Origin of the sequence: Clostridium mucosae, from assembly GCF_024622765.1 — a bacterium.
Classification (GTDB): domain Bacteria; phylum Bacillota; class Clostridia; order Clostridiales; family Clostridiaceae; genus Clostridium.
In genome coordinates, this window is sequence record NZ_JANKAF010000001.1 from 319894 (window position 1) to 336642 (window position 16749).

Consider the following 16749-nt stretch of genomic DNA (forward strand, 5'->3'; position numbering starts at 1 on the left):
AATGGGGGTATTTTTCATGGGGAAAATTTTAAATGGTAAAGAAATTTCAAATAATGTAAAAGAAGAAATAAAAGAGTACATATTAAAAAGAAAAGAGTTAGGGCTTAGACCTCCAAAGATAGTATCAATTTTAGTAGGAAATGATGGTGGATCTGTCTACTACATTAATAGTCAAGAAAAAGTAGCAACTTCACTTGGTTGTAATTTTGAAAAACTATTACTTAATGAAGATATATTAGAAGAGGAACTATTAAGAAAAATAGAACTATTAAATTCTGATGAAAAAGTAGATGGAATAATATTGCAACTTCCTCTTCCGCAAGGATTTAATGAGAAGAAAATAATAAATGCCATTTCCCCAGCAAAAGATATAGATTGTTTAACATATATTAATCAAGGCAAATTATATTGTAATGAAAAAACATATTTGCCTTGTACCCCAAATTCAATAATAACAATATTGGAGAGATCAAATATTGAACTTGAGGGTAAAAATATTGTAGTTATAGGAAGAAGTAATATTGTAGGAAAACCAGTATCACAATTATTATTAAATAAAAATGCTACAGTTACAATTTGCCATTCAAAAACTAACAACTTAAAAGAGGTTTGTAAAGTAGCAGATATTATTGTAGTAGCAATAGGAAAGCCTAAATTTTTAACTGATGAATATGTAAATAGTAATTCTATAATAATTGATGTTGGAACCTCATCTTTAAATGGTAAAATTACTGGAGATGTAGATTTTGATAAAGTAGAGCCGATTGTACAAAAGATAACACCAGTTCCAGGAGGAGTTGGAGCTTTAACTACGACTCTACTTATAAAAAATTCATGTGAGGCGTTAGAGAACAATGAGAATTAAAACTTTAACAGTTAGTGAACTTAATAACTATATCAAAAAGACATTAGATAATGATTTTATTTTAAACAATCTTTTAGTAAAGGGAGAAATATCAAATTTAAAATATCATAGTAGTGGACATATATATTTTTCTTTAAAAGATTCAGTAAGTAAAATTAATTGTGTTATGTTTAAAAGTAATAGCGTGGATTTAGACTTTAAATTAACTGAAGGAATGGAAGTTGTAGCTAATGCTAGGTGCTCAATTTATCCAGGAACTGGATCACTTCAATTATATATAGAAAAGTTACAAAAAGAAGGTATTGGTGAACTACATATAAAATTTGAAAAACTTAAGAAAAAGCTTCAAGAAGAAGGTTACTTTGATGAGAAGTATAAAAAAACAATACCTAGAATGCCAAAGAGAATAGGGGTTGTAACATCAGAAACTGGAGCTGTTATAAGGGATATAATAAATGTATCAAAGCGAAGGAGTAGTTTAATTGATATTGTATTATATCCTGCTCTAGTTCAAGGTGAAGGCGCTTACAGAACAATAATCGATGGAATTAAATATTTTAATGATACTAAAAGTGTGGATGTTATAATAATTGGTAGAGGTGGAGGTTCAATAGAAGAGTTATGGAATTTTAATGAGGAAGCTTTAGCTAAAGAAATATTCAAATCTAAGCTACCTATAATTTCAGCTGTTGGGCATGAAGTTGATTTTACAATATCTGATTTTGTAAGTGACTATAGAGCATCAACTCCGTCTCAGGCTGCAGAAATTGCTGTGCCACTAGAAATTGATATAATAAATGAAATAGATAGCTATAACAAAAGAATAAATGAAATAGTATTTAATAAATTTAGTTATGAAAAAGAAAAGTTATCGAATTATAAAAAAATATTATCTTTAAATAGTCCAGAAGTAATTTTATCTAATTCTTATTTGGAACTAGATAGAATAGAAGATAGAATGAAAAAATTAGTTTTCAGTAGAATGGAAAAAGAAAAGATTAGAATTAAATCGTTAAATGATATTTTAGAGGCTCATAACCCAATAAATGTGTTGAAAAAAGGATATACATTTATTGAAGATAATGAAAAGAATATAATTTCATCTAAAGAAGATATAAAGGATTTAGATGAATTTAATATAATATTTAAAGATGGAAAAGTTAAAGGAAAAATTATTTCCATGGATTAAGGAGTTGAAGAGTTTATGGCAAAGAAAGAATCTTACGATGATATGGTTAAAGGCCTACAAACTATTTTGAGTAATATGGAAAATAATGAACTTCCGCTTGAAGAGTTAATGAAAGAGTACGAGAGTGGAGTTAAACTTATTAATAAATTATACAAGACACTAAATTCTTTAGAAGGAAAGCTAACAACAATAAAAGAGAATATGGAAGTGGAGCTAAAGAATGAGTAATATTATAGAAAAACATAGAGATTTTATAAATGAGTATTTAAATGTATATTTTAATGACAAAGGAAGTTATAATAAAATTATATATGATTCAGCAAGTTATAGTTTAAATATAGGAGGCAAAAGAATAAGACCTATATTATTTTTATTGACTTATGAATTATACAAAGAAAATTATAAAGACATAATAGAAATGGCCTCAGCAATAGAAATGATTCATACCTATTCTCTTATACATGATGATCTTCCATGTATGGACAATGATGATTTAAGAAGAGGAATGCCGACTAATCATAAAAAATTTGGTGAAAATATAGCCGTATTAGCAGGAGATATGCTATTAAATGAGGCAATGAGTTTAATGATGAAATTTTCTATAAAAAATGGTTCTAAAGCACTATTAGCATCAAGGGAAATAGCAGAAGCAGCAGGGCCAGAAGGAATGATAGGCGGGCAAATAGTAGATGTTATAAATGAAGGAAAGTTAATATCTAAAGAAGAACTTCTTTATATGCATAGTAAAAAAACTGGAGAACTAATAAGGGTATCTATTGTAGCAGCAGCTATACTTGCAGATGCTCCTAAAGAAGATATAGAAATTTTAAATGATTTCGGATTAAAGCTTGGTTTAGCATTTCAAATTAAGGATGATATCTTAGATATAACAGGGGATATTTCAAAGCTTGGTAAAAATACTAAAAGCGATGAAAATAATAATAAATCCAATTTTATATCTTTATTTGGGTTAGAATATTGTAAAAGAGAATGTGAAAATTTAACAAAAGAATGTATTGAATTGTTGAAAGGCCTTTCTGTAGAATCGATAAATTTAGAAACAATAACTTTAGATTTATTAAATAGAGAATTTTAATAGAAAGAAAGGTTTAATTATGGGTAAAATGTTAGATAAGATAACTTCTCCAAAAGAAGTTAAAGAGTTATCAAATGTTGAATTAGAAGTACTTGCTGGAGAAATTAGAGAATTTTTAATAGATAGTGTATCTAAAACAGGAGGACATCTAGCTTCTAATTTAGGAGTTGTAGAGCTGACTATAAGTCTATTTAAAAGTTTTAATTTAGAAAAAGATAAAATAGTTTGGGATGTTGGTCATCAAAGCTATGTTCATAAAATACTTACAGGTAGAAAAGATCAATTTAATAATCTTAGACAGTATAATGGATTAAGTGGATTCCCAAAGAGATGTGAAAGTAAATATGATGCTTTTGATACAGGACATAGTAGCACATCAATATCTGCTGCACTAGGAATGGCAAGAGCTAGAGATATTAAAAATGAAGATAATGAAGTTATTGCAGTTATAGGTGATGGAGCATTGACAGGTGGAATGGCTTTAGAGGCATTGAATGATGTAGGATTTAATAAGACAAAAATGATCGTTATTTTAAATGATAATCAAATGTCTATATCACCTAATGTTGGTGGATTATCAACACATTTAAATAACTTAAGGATGGAACCTAAATATAATAAACTAAAATCAAATATAAATGAAACCTTAAGTAATTCTAAAGCAGGTAAAAAAATTGCAAGTTGTATATCAAGATTTAAAGATAGTATTAAACAATTTGTAGTGCCATCTATGCTTTTTGAAGATATGGGATTAAAGTATATAGGACCTATAAATGGACATGATATAGAAATGATGACGGAAGTATTAGAAAAGGCAAAACAAATTAATGAGCCTGTTATAATACATGTGGTTACAAATAAAGGAAAAGGTTATGAATTAGCAGAAAAAAAACCAAATAAGTACCATGGAGTAAGCCCTTTTGATTTAGAAAGTGGAGAAGCATATATTCCTAGCGAAAGATCATACTCAAAGGTATTTGGTGATGCTATGATAGATTTAGCAAAAGAAGATGATAGAATAGTTGCAATAACTGCTGCTATGCCTGATGGAACAGGACTTAAGAGTTTTGCAAAAGAGTTTCCAAATAGATTTTTTGATGTAGGGATTGCTGAAGCACATGCAACAACACTTGCAGCAGGTCTTGCAAGTGCAAACTTAAAACCTATTTTTGCTGTATATTCTACATTCTTGCAAAGAGCCTTCGATCAATTAATTCATGACGTGTGTATTCAAAATATGCCAGTTATTTTTGCAATAGATAGAGCAGGATTAGTTGGAGAGGATGGAGAAACACATCAAGGAATGTTTGATTTATCCTATTTATCTCAAGTTCCCAATATGACTGTATTGGCGCCAAAACATTTAGATGAAATAAAGGTTATGTTAAAGTGGGCTCTTACACAAAATGGACCAGTAGCTATAAGATACCCTAGGGGTGCAGATTGTTGTACTGAAATGAATCCATTAACAAAAATAAGTTATGGTAAGTGGGAAAAAATTATAAGTGGAGAAAAGATTGCTATAATTGCAGTAGGAAAAATGCTTCAACATGCATTACTAGCTAAAGACATATTAAAAGCTAATGGCATTAATCCTACAATAATAAATGCTACATTTGTAAAACCATTGGATAATAATATGCTAGAGAGTTTAGTAGAAGAAGGCTATGATATAGTGACTATTGAAGATAATATAACTAATGGTGGATTTGGTAGCTATGTTCTAATGAAGTTATATGAGCTAGGCTTTAGAAATAAATTTGAAGCATTAGGATTCAAAGATAAATTTATTCCACAAGGAAATGTAGATTTATTATATAAAGAAAATAAATTAGATCCAGAAGGAATAGCAGAAGTTATCATAGAACTTAACAAAAAAAGGAGATAAAGATGTCTGGGAAAAAAGAAAGATTAGATATACTTTTAGTTGAAAAAGGCATATTCACATCAAGAGAACGTGCTAAAACTAACATAATGGCTGGTAAAATATTTGTAGACGGGCAAAGAGTTGATAAAGCTGGAGAAAAGGTTAGTGTCGATGCAGATATTATATTTAAAGGTCAGGAGATACCATATGTAAGTAGAGGTGGATTAAAGCTTGAAAAAGCTGTAAAGGAATTTGGAGTAAACTTAAAAGATAAGATTTGTATGGATATAGGAGCTTCTACTGGAGGATTTACTGATTGCATGTTACAAAATGATGCAAAGAAAGTGTTTTCAATTGATGTTGGATATGGGCAATTTGCTTGGAAGCTTAGAACAGATCCTAGGGTTGTTTGTATGGAACGTACTAACATCAGATATGTAACGCCTGAAACATTAGGAGAACTAACAGATTTTGCTTCTATAGATGTATCTTTTATTTCACTAAAGAAAATAATGCCTGCAACTTTAAGTTTATTAAATGAAAGTGGAGAAGTTGTTGCATTAATAAAGCCTCAATTTGAAGCTGGAAAAGAAAAAGTAGGAAAAAAAGGTGTAGTTAGGGATATAAATGTTCATAAAGAAGTAGTTTTAGACATAGTAGAATTTTTAATTAGTCAAAACCTAAATATTCTATCAGTTAGTTATTCTCCAATTAAGGGACCAGAGGGAAATATCGAATATTTAGTTTATTTCACTAAAGACACAAAGAAAGAATCAACATTTACATTAGATGATATAGAAAAAATAGTAAATGAATCTCATAATTCACTATAAAATATATTAAAAATAGTTTTTGTTTAAGGCTTCAGGATAATACTTGAAGTCTTAAATGAAATTTATATGAGATATTAATACAGTATAAGGGGGCGTGATTATGAAGAAAGTTGCCATTGCAATCAATCCATCTAAAGATAAAAATAATAAAATTGCTATGAAAGTAAAAGAAAAGCTTTATAAATATTTTAATAATGTAGAAATAATTATGTTAAATAGTTATGATATAATAAAATATGAATTTAAGGAGCTGCTTGATCTTATAATAGTTTTAGGTGGAGATGGAACTATCTTAAGTGTTGCTAGAGGTATAAATGGAAAATTAAATGTACCTATTTTAGGGATTAATATTGGGAATTTGGGCTTTTTATCAAGTATAGAAGTCTCTGAAATGGATAAAGCTTTTATAAAACTAAAAGAAGGGGATTATATTTCTCAAAGAAGGATGCTTTTAACATGCGATTTACCTCTAGAAGGCATAAAAAATGAATCATTGGCTCTAAACGATATAGTTGTAGCAAGAGGAACATTATCAAGAATGGTAAAGTTTCAGATATTTATAGATGGTAAAAGATATTATAATTTTAAAGGTGATGGATTAATTATAGCAACACCTACTGGATCAACGGCATATTCATTTTCAGCTGGAGGTCCCTTTATTTATCCAGATGTAGATGTAATAACTTTAACTCCAATTTGTCCTCATCCCAAAGGAATGCAAACAATTGTTTTAAATAGTAGTAGCGAAATTGAAATTAAAGCAGAAAATGAAGAAGAAGAAGTATATATAACTTTTGATGGACAAAAAGCTATAAAAACAACAAATCAAACTATAATAAAAATAAAAAAAGCAGAAGAATATGCAAATATAGTTTTGTTTGATGATTATGATTATTTTAAAGTACTACGGGCAAAAATTCTAAATAACTGGAAAGAATGTGAAGGTGATTAATTTGAAATCAAAAAGACATAATAAAATCTTAGAGATAATTAGTGAAAAAGATATAGAAACACAAGAAGAGCTTGCAGAAGAGTTAAAAATGGCAGGATTTGATGTAACGCAAGCAACAGTTTCTAGAGATATAAAAATACTAAAGTTAATAAAGATGCAAGGGGCTTCAGGAAATTACAGATATGTTGCATCATCTAAGGAATCAAAGGATATAAATGATAAGTTATCGAGCATTTTATCAAATGCTGCTGTATCAGTAGAAAATGTAGATAAATTTGTTGTTGTAAAGACACTAACTGGATCTGCTATGGCAGTTGCTGAAGCAATAGATACATTATTTGATACAGAAGTTGCAGGAACAATTGCTGGAGATAATACAATCTTTATCTTAGTAAGAAGTTTAGATAAAGCTGAAGAATTAGTAGAGAAAGTTAGAAAAATGATTTTATAAAATTAAAGGTGATATAATATGTTATTACAATTAAATATAAAGAACTTTGCTTTAATTCAGGAATTAAGTGTTGAATTTGGAAAAGGCTTTAATATATTATCAGGAGAAACAGGTGCTGGTAAATCTATATTAATTGATACTATAGATTATGTTTTAGGTGGAAAATTTTCAAAGGATTTAATAAGATATGGGGAAGAGAAAACTTTTGTTGAAGCAATATTCTCACTTGAAAATGAAGAGATCATTGAAGTTTTAAAAGAGCTAGATCTTGAATATGAAGAAATATTAATAATTTCAAGAGAAACAACTTTATCTGGTAAAAGCATAATAAAAGTAAATGGAAAATCAGTAGTACTTTCATATCTAAGGAAAATAAGAGAAAAACTATTAGATATACATGGGCAACATCAAAATCAGAATTTACTAAATAGAGCGTTTCACATATATTATTTAGATGATTTTATAGGAGAAGAATTAAATCCATATTTAGAAAAGTTTGAAGACTTAAGAAAAGAACAAAATTTGATTTTAGAAAAGATAAAAGAGTTAAATGGTAATGCAGATAGAGAAAAGTTAGTGGATTATATAAAATTTCAAATTGATGATATAGAAAAAGCTAAATTAAAAGTTGGTGAAGAAGAAAGTTTAAATGAGGAATTTAATTTGCTTTCAAATGCTGAAAAAATTTCTTTAGCTCTAAGTAAAACCTATTCTGTTTTAGATAATCCAATGGAAGGTATTTCAGTTATTGAAGGAATATCAAAAGCTGTTAATGAATTATCAATAGTTGAAAAGCATTTTGAAAAATTAATAGATAAAAGAGAAAGAATGGAAGAAGCCCTTTACACTTTAGAGGAAATTTCAAGAGAAGTAAGAGATTTATCATCTGAAATTTATTATGATGAATTTGAATTAGAAAAGATAAATTCTAGAATATATGAAATTAGTTTATATAAGAAAAAATACGGGGAATCAGTAGAAGAAATTTTGAGTTATTTAGAAAAGTTAAAATTACAATATGATGAACTAATTAATTCTGAAGAAATAATTAAAGAATTAAATTTAAAAAAAGAAAAATTAGAAGAAGAAATGAGACAAGTTTCTGAAGAAATGCATAATATAAGAGAAAAAAATTCTGCGAATCTTGAAGAAAAAGTAAAGTATGAGCTATCTTATATTGGAATGGAAAAAGCAGAAATTAAAATATCAATAGAAAAATGTGAATCATTTAATTCTAGAGGATTTGATGAAGTTATATTTCTGATTTCTACAAATCCAGGAGAACCTTTAAAACCACTAGAAAAAGTTCTTTCAGGTGGTGAGCTTTCAAGAATTATGTTAGCACTTAAATGTGTTTTTGTTGATAAGGACAAAATACCAACTCTTATTTTTGATGAAATAGATACTGGAATAAGTGGAACTATAGCTAAAAGAGTTGGAGAAAAAATGTATGAAGTTTCTACTAAACATCAAGTGTTGTGTATAACGCATTTACCTCAAATAGCGGCACTTTCTGATTGTCATTATTTTGTATCAAAAAAAGTTGAAAATGAAAAAACATTTACACAAATCAGAACTTTAGATAAATATGACAAAGTTAAAGAAATTGCAAAAATGACCAGTGGAGATGAAGTAAGTGATGTTACTTTAGAAAATGCTTCAGAAATGGTCGCTTTTGCAGAGTTAAAAAAACAAGAAATATTAAAAAGTTATTCATAAATATGATACATAACTTAATAAAAAAATGAATACACTAAAATCATGGTTATTTACCATGATTTTATTTTTTTATATTTTTGTAGTTATATCTTTAAAATTTTTAACGTTTTTAACAAACTTAATACAGCATATAAGAATGTAGATGAGGGAAAGTTAAATACAGAAGCAAAGGAGGAGATGATATGAGGATGAAAAAGTTAAAATATTTAGGCGTAATAATAACTCCAATGTTGATTCTGGGTTTAATTACTTTCTTTAGCTTAAGTAGTATTCCAGAAAAAATATATGTAAATGAAGCTTCTTCAACTTCTGATGTAGTACTATCAGATAATATATTTATGAAGAACAGCAAAATAAAGAAGGATGAGCTTCAAGTAAAACTTTTAGGTCTTATTCCTATTAAGTCTGTTGCAGTATCTAAAGTGAATGATTTAGAGGTGTATCCAGGTGGAACAAGTGTTGGAATAAAGTTATCAACTAAAGGTGTTTTAGTTGTGGGACATTCTGATATAGAATCATTAGAAGGTAAGGTTGAAAGTCCTGCCAAAAATTCAGGTATAGAACTTGGAGATGTACTTATAAAGATTAACGGAGAGGAAATACAAAGCTCAAAGGATTTATCAAAAAAAATTAAAAATCTAGATAATTCTAAAATAAATGTTGATTATCTTAGAAATGGTAATATAGAAAGCAAAGAAATAGATTTACAAAAAGAAAATAATGAGTATAAATTAGGGCTTTGGGTTAGAGATTCAACTGCAGGAATAGGAACATTAACATTTTATGATAAAAATACTTCAATATTTGGTGCTTTAGGGCATCCTATAACAGATGGTGATACTAATAAACCTTTTACAGTAAGAAATGGAGATTTATTAAATTCTTCAGTAATAAGTGTTAGAAAAGGGGAAAAAGGCTCACCAGGAGAATTAAAAGGATTATTTGTGAATGAAAAAGAAAGTTTAGCTAAAATAGAAAAGAATACAGAAGCGGGTATATTTGGTGAAGCAAGTACTGACTTGGTTAATGAAAGTTTTAATAAACCATTAAAAGTAGGATTTAGAAATGAGATAAAAGAAGGAGCAGCACAGATTATAACAACAATAGATGAAAATGGTCCTAAAATGTATGATATAGAAATAGTAAAATTATTACCTCAAGAGGAACCTGGACCTAAGAGTATGGTAATAAAAGTTACAGATGAAGAACTTCTAGAAAAAACAGGTGGAATAGTTCAAGGAATGAGTGGAAGCCCTATTATTCAAAATGATAAATTAGTTGGAGCGGTAACTCATGTATTAATAAATAAACCAGATGTAGGTTATGGAATATATATTGAATGGATGCTAAAAGATGCAGGGATAATTGAATAAAATATTAGTAAATTTGAATAGTTTTATAATACTTTTAGTGTTATAATTATATAAAATGGTAAGGGTATATTAGTACTCTTATCATTTTTGCTGTCAGAAAAATGAAATTTATCTATATAAAAAATAAATATTATAATAAAATTTTGAAAAAAATGTAAAAAAACTATTAAAATCAAATAAATTGTGTTATAATGATATTAATTAATCTTGAAAAGGATTGTTTTTTTCTGTTATGTCTATATATAATATTTATAGATGAATTTTAAAAGATAAATTTTTAAAAGAACTTAGTATGTACTCGGATTAATTCGAGTATTTTGGGAAGATGGGGGAGAAAAGTATGAATGATTCAAAAATTTCAGTTTTAATAGCTGATGATAACAAGGAGTTTTGCAGTATCTTAAACGATTATTTATTAAATCAAAGAGATATTATAGTTACTGCAGTTGCTAAGGATGGAAGGGAAGCCTTAGCTCTTATAGAGGAAAAACAACCAGATTTAGTAGTTTTAGATATAATCATGCCACATTTAGATGGTCTAGGAGTGCTTGAAAAATTAAACTCAATGAATTTAGAAAAAATGCCAAGAATTATAGTTCTTTCTGCAGTTGGACAAGATAAAATTACGCAAAGAGCTATTACTTTAGGTGCTGATTATTATGTTGTAAAACCTTTCGATATGGATGTTTTCACTAAGAGAATAAGAGAAATGTTTAATGGATCTTCAAACGAAGTAATTAGGAAACAATCTACTGTAATAGAACAAGAAGTTAAGCATCAATCTAGAGGACCAGTAGATTTAGAAACTGAAATTACAAGCATAATCCATGAAATTGGGGTGCCTGCTCATATTAAGGGATATATGTATTTAAGAGAAGCAATTACAATGGTTGTTAACGATATGGAATTATTGTCTGCTGTTACAAAGGAATTATATCCATCAATAGCTAAAAAGTATAACACAACAGCTTCAAGAGTTGAAAGAGCAATAAGACACGCTATCGAAGTTGCTTGGGGAAGAGGCCAAGTTGATGCTATTAACAAGCTATTTGGATATACAATTCACAATGAAAAAGGTAAGCCAACTAATAGTGAATTCATAGCAATCATAGCTGACAAGCTAAGACTTAAGAATAAAGTTAGCTAATACTTATTAAAGTCAGTAAAATGGCTGTTGAACAAGTAATTTGAAAAAGTTAAATCTATGTTGTTTATAGCAACAAAGTATATTTTATACTAATAAATTAATATTAACTTAAGTAGACAGAACACTTTCTATCAGTTGGGTTTATTCCATACTGTTTAGGAGGTGTTTTTTATTTAATAAAATTCTAGAGCTTGGAAAGAAAATGCACATTTATATTATAATTATTTATTAAATTTTTGTAAATAAATGATATACTAATACTATGAGTAAATTAAAGGCTCACAGGAAGTGAGTCAGATTATGAGAGGTAATGTTAAGGATTCAATTATCAAATATACATATGATGATATGCCAAAGGTAACAAATTATCCAAGAAGAACAAAGGTAATAAAAGGCGATAAAAAAAATGTAAGAGCGTTTATTGGAAAGGATATAGTTTACTGTGAAAAAGATGGTATGGAATTAAAATTAAGATTTATTTATCCAGAACAGCTTAAAGAAAATGAAAAGTATCCTTTATTTCTTCATGTTCAAGGGTCTGCATGGATGAAACAAGATTTAAATGAGCATGTTTTGGATTTTAAAGATATTGTTACTAGTGGATATGTATTAGCTATTGTTGAGTATCGTCCAAGTAATGTTGCATTATTTCCAGGACAAGTATTAGATACAAAATGTGCAATGAGATATATTCAAAAGCATAGTAATGAGTTAAATATTGATATAAATAATGTATTTATATCAGGTGATTCAAGCGGAGGACATACTGCTTCTTTATGTTGGGCAACTTGGAATAATTATAAAATAGATTATACAAATGAACTGTTATGTGACGTAAGGGGATTTATAAATCTGTATGGAGTAAGTAATTTGGCTACTATGAATAAATATTGTTCAGCTTTTGATCATGAAAGAAATTCACCGGCAACTGATATAATTGGGGTTGATTGTCTTTCAGATAATTTGGATTTAGCATTACAAGCTTCACCTATTTTTTATATTAATGATTATTCAAATGATGATCCACTATTAATAATTCATGGCAATAAAGATAGAGTTGTTCCATTTGAACAAAGTATTGAGTTGTACGAAAAGTGTTCAAGTCATAATAAGAATGTAGATTTTTATTGTGTAGATGATGCAGATCATGGCGGCAGTTTGTTTTATTGCAAAGATACAATTGATATAATTATTAGTTTTTTAAGAAAATATACCAATAAATAAGAGTTCGGAATAAGTATGATTTTTAAAGAGAAAGTCGAAGATATTAAAGATTTTATTAAATTATTATAATAATTTGTTAATGGTTAATTTAAAGTAGAATTAAAATTATACATATAAATATAATGAATTATTTAAATAATTAACTAGTCAAAGCAGCAGTAATTAGCCTAGAATTACTATGATTAATTTTATTAAGAAAATTTTTATGAATATGAGGAGAAATATAATGGATTTAACTGAAAAGATATTAAATGAAAAATTAATTCATAAAGGAAATTTTATAGATTTTGTAAATATTGATGTAGAGTTACCTAATGGTAAAAATAGCAATAGAGATATTATAAAACATCCAGGAGCTTGTGCAGTTATAGCATTTCTAGATTCTGAAAATATAATATTAGTAGAACAATTTAGATTACCATTAAATAAGATATTATTAGAAATACCAGCAGGAAAGCTTAATAAAAATGAAAATCCAATGGAGTGTGCAAAAAGAGAATTGCAAGAAGAAACTGGATATATTGCAAAAGAAATAGAATTTTTAGGTTCTATTGCAACAGCACCTGGTTTTTGTGATGAAATTATACATTTATATAAGGCTTGGGATTTATCTTTAGGTGAAAAAAATGAGGATGAAGACGAGTTTACAAGTGTAAAAATATTAAATATAAATAATGTTAAAGAAATGATAAAAAAAGGTGAAATAATTGATGGTAAAACCATAAGTGTATTTTCATACTTATAAACTTTAATATGATAAAAATAAATGGAGATAAACTATTACTTGTAGTTTATCTCTATTTTTTTATTTTTTTTATAAAAAAATATTTTACATATATTCAATTATGAATAATGAGGAAACTTTAAACATATTATGTTCTATAGCAACTATGGAGGAGGAATAATATGAATTTAATAGAAAAGTTGAATTCAAACTTTAGAGAAAATAAAATATTTTATTTACTTGTATTAACTTTTTTCTTTGTAGGTATACTACTAGGTTCATATACCATAAAATATATGGATGGAGTAGATGCAAAGGATTTAGCTGATTACTTTACAGGATTCATTAAAAGTATAAATGTTGAAGAGGTAAAAACAAATGAATTGCTTATAAGCATAATAAAAAATAATATAGTGATTATTTTACTTATAATAGCACTAGGATTTACTGTCTTTGGAGCACCTATAATTTTAATAATAGATTTAATAAAGGGATTTACTTTAGGTTATACCTTTAGTTTTTTATTAACTACCTTTGAAGGTAAAGGTGTTTGGCTTGCTCTAGCATCGACAGTTCCGCAAAACATATTTTATATACCTTTCTTTATAGGTATAAGTATTATTTCTTTAGAATTATCTTCAGTAAAGTTAAAAGAAAAGTTTTTTAATGGAATTGGAAGTAGTAAGTTGATGTTTAATGGACTAGTAATGAAATTAAGTTTCTTTGTTATCCTATTTGCCATAGGGGTTATAATTGAGTGCTATATGAGCCCAGGGTTAATAAAAATGGTAGTAACGAAAGTTTATAAATTAACCTAATCCAATGAAAATAAAGAAGGAATAAGAATTTTTTTGTCGAATTAATAATGTATTAGGATAGGGGAGAATTATGAAAGAAATTGTGAATAATTATAAGGAAGCTTTATTAAAAAGTCATAAAAGTGAAAACACTGTTTATGCCTATGTAACTGATGTAAACTTATATGTTAAGTATTTAAAGAGTAAAAATATGAGTATTGATGAAACGGATAATGTATCAGTACTTGGATATATACAATACTTACTTAGTCAAGGTAAGTCTGAAAGATCGATAAATAGAATAGTTATAAGTCTGAGAAGTTTTTATAATTATTTGAAAGATCAAAAAGTTGTAAGTGAAATACCTAAGATATATTATAAGAATACAACTACAACTAAAAAGTTGCCTGAAATACTAACTATAGATGAGGTAGACAGAATAATTAAAATTGTAGATAAAGATTGCAATAAGGGAATAAGGGATAATGCTTTATTGGAACTTATGTATGCTACTGGAATGAAGGTTTCAGAGATAATTGGATTAAATGTTGAGGATGTTAACTTAGAATTAAACTTTGTAAAATGTCATGATAATAAAAATTATGAGAGGCTTATTCCAATTGGAAGAAGTGCTACAGAAGCATTGAAGGAATATTTAAAAATAAGAGATCAAATTGCATCTGCAGGAGTTGATACCCTATTTGTTAATTTAAATGGAAATCATTTAACAAGACAAGGTGTATGGAGAATAGTAAAAGAATATTCCCATAAAGCAGGAATTAAAAAAGAAGTTAATTTAAATACTTTTAGACACTCTTTTGCGGTACATTTATTACAAAATGGAGCTAATGTAAGAGCTGTGCAAAAACTTTTAGGAAATCAAGTTCTAACTTATATGGACACATATTATGAAATAATTAATAATGATAAAATAAATATTGTATATAAAAATTCCCATCCTAGAGCATAATAATATGGAATATTTATATGAAATAATATAATTTAAGAAGTTAGATAAATTAAAAGTATTAAATTAAGAATTTTAAAATACAAAAAGAATGTAAAGTAGCTTCTAGAAATTAAGAAAAGCAAATTTATTATTGCAATATAGCAAATTAAATAGATAAAAATTTTAAAATAATATACTAAAGTAGGAGGTCATGTTCTTATGAGAATGTATGACATTATATTAAAAAAAAGAAAAGGTCTAGAATTATCTAAAGAAGAAATTGAGTTTTTTGTAAATGGATTTACAAATGGAGAAGTTCCAGATTATCAAGCATCAGCATTACTTATGGCTATATTTTTTAATAAGATGAATAAAAGAGAAACTGCAGATTTAACTATGGCAATGGTCGATTCAGGAGATAAAATTGATTTATCTTCAATAAATGGAGTAAAGGTAGATAAGCATTCTACTGGTGGAGTTGGAGATAAGACCAGCATTTGTTTAACACCATTAGTTGCATCGCTTGGAGTTCCAGTTGCTAAGATGTCTGGTAGAGGGTTAGGGCATACTGGTGGAACTATTGATAAATTAGAAGCATTTAATGGATTTTCGGTAGAACTTTCTGAAGAAACATTTATAAAAAATTCAAATACAATAGGGATAGCATTAACTGGACAAACAGGAAATATTGCTCCAGCTGATAAGAAAATATATGCCCTTAGAGATGTTACAGCAACAGTAGACAATATGTCATTAATAGCATCAAGTATAATGAGTAAAAAAATTGCTTCAGGAGCAGATGCTATAGTATTAGATGTAAAAGTTGGAGATGGAGCATTTATGAAGACTCCTGAAGATGCTAAAGATCTAGCAAGAGAAATGGTTGATATAGGAAGTTCAGTAGGAAGAAAAACTATAGGTATAATTTCAGATATGGATCAACCTTTAGGATATGCAATAGGTAATTCTCTTGAAGTTAAAGAAGCTATAGAATTATTAAAAGGAAATGGACCTAAAGATTTATTAGAATTAACATTAACTTTAGGTAGTTATATGCTTGTTTGTGGAAATAAAGCAAGAAACTTCGAAGAAGGTAAGGCATTATTACTAGAAAATATTAATAATGGTAAGGGATTAAAAAAACTTAAGGAATTTGTTAAGGCCCAAGGTGGAGATGAAAGTTTTGTAGATGATACTAATAAATTCCCTAAAGCAAAATATATAGTTGAAGTAAAAGCCACTCAAGAGGGTGTGATTTCAAAAATAAATGCAGAAGCCTTTGGGTTAATTGCAATGGAACTTGGAGCAGGAAGAGAAACTAAGGAAAGTACAATAGATCTATCTGTAGGTATAGTTTTAAATAAAAAAAGAGGTGAAAAAGTAAAAGAGGGGGATATACTAGCTTATATTCATAGTAATGATGAAAGTAACATAAAAAAAGCTAAGAATGATATAATTAAGAACATGATTATATCTAACTCTCTAGATAAGGAAATTCCTCTAATATATGATGTTATAGAATAAATAAAAAAATATGATAAGAAGAATTTAGTTCTTTTTATC

The 16749-nt window shown here is 27.6% G+C and carries 16 protein-coding genes; all 16 read left to right on the forward strand.

What is annotated here, in order from left to right:
• Positions 1-16 precede the first annotated feature (16 nt).
• The 16 genes from NSA50_RS01620 (at position 17) to NSA50_RS01695 (ending at position 16710) form a co-directional block, all read left to right on the forward strand.
• On the forward strand, positions 17-865 hold the full coding sequence (locus NSA50_RS01620; RefSeq protein ID WP_257442431.1) for a bifunctional 5,10-methylenetetrahydrofolate dehydrogenase/5,10-methenyltetrahydrofolate cyclohydrolase: 849 nt from the start codon (positions 17-19) through the stop codon (positions 863-865).
• Positions 855-2054 (forward strand): exodeoxyribonuclease VII large subunit, encoded by a 1200-nt coding sequence (xseA, locus tag NSA50_RS01625; RefSeq protein WP_195264488.1) that lies wholly within the window; start codon positions 855-857, stop codon positions 2052-2054. Before NSA50_RS01620 ends, xseA begins: the two co-directional genes overlap by 11 nt.
• A gap of 15 nt (positions 2055-2069) precedes the next feature.
• Positions 2070-2282: an exodeoxyribonuclease VII small subunit gene (gene xseB / locus NSA50_RS01630; protein WP_195264489.1), complete on the forward strand. Its 213-nt coding sequence runs from the start codon at positions 2070-2072 to the stop codon at positions 2280-2282.
• Positions 2275-3150 carry a polyprenyl synthetase family protein gene (locus NSA50_RS01635; RefSeq protein ID WP_195264490.1) on the forward strand — a complete coding sequence of 292 codons (876 nt, stop codon included), beginning with the start codon at positions 2275-2277 and terminating at the stop codon, positions 3148-3150. Before xseB ends, NSA50_RS01635 begins: the two co-directional genes overlap by 8 nt.
• Positions 3151-3169: 19 nt before the next feature.
• Positions 3170-5038: a 1-deoxy-D-xylulose-5-phosphate synthase gene (gene dxs, locus NSA50_RS01640; RefSeq protein WP_257442436.1), complete on the forward strand. Its 1869-nt coding sequence runs from the start codon at positions 3170-3172 to the stop codon at positions 5036-5038.
• Between the two features lie 2 nt (positions 5039-5040).
• Positions 5041-5850 carry a TlyA family RNA methyltransferase gene (locus tag NSA50_RS01645; protein ID WP_195264492.1) on the forward strand — a complete coding sequence of 270 codons (810 nt, stop codon included), beginning with the start codon at positions 5041-5043 and terminating at the stop codon, positions 5848-5850.
• A gap of 100 nt (positions 5851-5950) precedes the next feature.
• Complete coding sequence (locus NSA50_RS01650; RefSeq protein WP_195264493.1) at positions 5951-6802, forward strand: NAD(+)/NADH kinase; 852 nt, start codon at positions 5951-5953, stop codon at positions 6800-6802.
• 1 nt (position 6803) lies between these two features.
• Positions 6804-7253, forward strand: a complete 450-nt coding sequence (locus tag NSA50_RS01655) for an arginine repressor (protein ID WP_195264494.1) — start codon at positions 6804-6806, stop codon at positions 7251-7253.
• Between the two features lie 18 nt (positions 7254-7271).
• Entirely contained in the window at positions 7272-8972 is a 1701-nt protein-coding gene (recN, locus tag NSA50_RS01660) for a DNA repair protein RecN (protein ID WP_257442439.1), read from the forward strand.
• Between the two features lie 182 nt (positions 8973-9154).
• Complete coding sequence (spoIVB, locus tag NSA50_RS01665) at positions 9155-10345, forward strand: SpoIVB peptidase (protein WP_257442441.1); 1191 nt, start codon at positions 9155-9157, stop codon at positions 10343-10345.
• Between the two features lie 340 nt (positions 10346-10685).
• Positions 10686-11492: a sporulation transcription factor Spo0A gene (gene spo0A, locus NSA50_RS01670; protein WP_195428364.1), complete on the forward strand. Its 807-nt coding sequence runs from the start codon at positions 10686-10688 to the stop codon at positions 11490-11492.
• 300 nt (positions 11493-11792) lie between these two features.
• A complete protein-coding gene (locus NSA50_RS01675) occupies positions 11793-12716 on the forward strand; it encodes an alpha/beta hydrolase (protein ID WP_257442445.1) in 924 nt (307 codons plus the stop codon).
• Positions 12717-12942: 226 nt separating this feature from the next.
• Entirely contained in the window at positions 12943-13461 is a 519-nt protein-coding gene (locus tag NSA50_RS01680) for an NUDIX domain-containing protein (RefSeq protein ID WP_195264499.1), read from the forward strand.
• 161 nt (positions 13462-13622) lie between these two features.
• On the forward strand, positions 13623-14258 hold the full coding sequence (spoIIM, locus tag NSA50_RS01685) for a stage II sporulation protein M (protein WP_195264500.1): 636 nt from the start codon (positions 13623-13625) through the stop codon (positions 14256-14258).
• A 70-nt stretch (positions 14259-14328) separates the two neighbouring features.
• A complete protein-coding gene (locus tag NSA50_RS01690; RefSeq protein ID WP_195264501.1) occupies positions 14329-15207 on the forward strand; it encodes a tyrosine-type recombinase/integrase in 879 nt (292 codons plus the stop codon).
• A 198-nt stretch (positions 15208-15405) separates the two neighbouring features.
• Positions 15406-16710 carry a pyrimidine-nucleoside phosphorylase gene (locus tag NSA50_RS01695; protein ID WP_195264502.1) on the forward strand — a complete coding sequence of 435 codons (1305 nt, stop codon included), beginning with the start codon at positions 15406-15408 and terminating at the stop codon, positions 16708-16710.
• Positions 16711-16749 lie beyond the last annotated feature (39 nt).

Coding starts and splice junctions, on each gene's coding strand:
- NSA50_RS01620 (WP_257442431.1), top strand. CDS start 17: ATGGGGAAAATTTTAAATGGTAAAGAAATTTCAAATAATGTAAAAGAA.
- xseA (WP_195264488.1), top strand. CDS start 855: ATGAGAATTAAAACTTTAACAGTTAGTGAACTTAATAACTATATCAAA.
- xseB (WP_195264489.1), top strand. CDS start 2,070: ATGGCAAAGAAAGAATCTTACGATGATATGGTTAAAGGCCTACAAACT.
- NSA50_RS01635 (WP_195264490.1), top strand. CDS start 2,275: ATGAGTAATATTATAGAAAAACATAGAGATTTTATAAATGAGTATTTA.
- dxs (WP_257442436.1), top strand. CDS start 3,170: ATGGGTAAAATGTTAGATAAGATAACTTCTCCAAAAGAAGTTAAAGAG.
- NSA50_RS01645 (WP_195264492.1), top strand. CDS start 5,041: ATGTCTGGGAAAAAAGAAAGATTAGATATACTTTTAGTTGAAAAAGGC.
- NSA50_RS01650 (WP_195264493.1), top strand. CDS start 5,951: ATGAAGAAAGTTGCCATTGCAATCAATCCATCTAAAGATAAAAATAAT.
- recN (WP_257442439.1), top strand. CDS start 7,272: ATGTTATTACAATTAAATATAAAGAACTTTGCTTTAATTCAGGAATTA.
- spoIVB (WP_257442441.1), top strand. CDS start 9,155: ATGAGGATGAAAAAGTTAAAATATTTAGGCGTAATAATAACTCCAATG.
- spo0A (WP_195428364.1), top strand. CDS start 10,686: ATGAATGATTCAAAAATTTCAGTTTTAATAGCTGATGATAACAAGGAG.
- NSA50_RS01675 (WP_257442445.1), top strand. CDS start 11,793: ATGAGAGGTAATGTTAAGGATTCAATTATCAAATATACATATGATGAT.
- NSA50_RS01680 (WP_195264499.1), top strand. CDS start 12,943: ATGGATTTAACTGAAAAGATATTAAATGAAAAATTAATTCATAAAGGA.
- spoIIM (WP_195264500.1), top strand. CDS start 13,623: ATGAATTTAATAGAAAAGTTGAATTCAAACTTTAGAGAAAATAAAATA.
- NSA50_RS01690 (WP_195264501.1), top strand. CDS start 14,329: ATGAAAGAAATTGTGAATAATTATAAGGAAGCTTTATTAAAAAGTCAT.
- NSA50_RS01695 (WP_195264502.1), top strand. CDS start 15,406: ATGAGAATGTATGACATTATATTAAAAAAAAGAAAAGGTCTAGAATTA.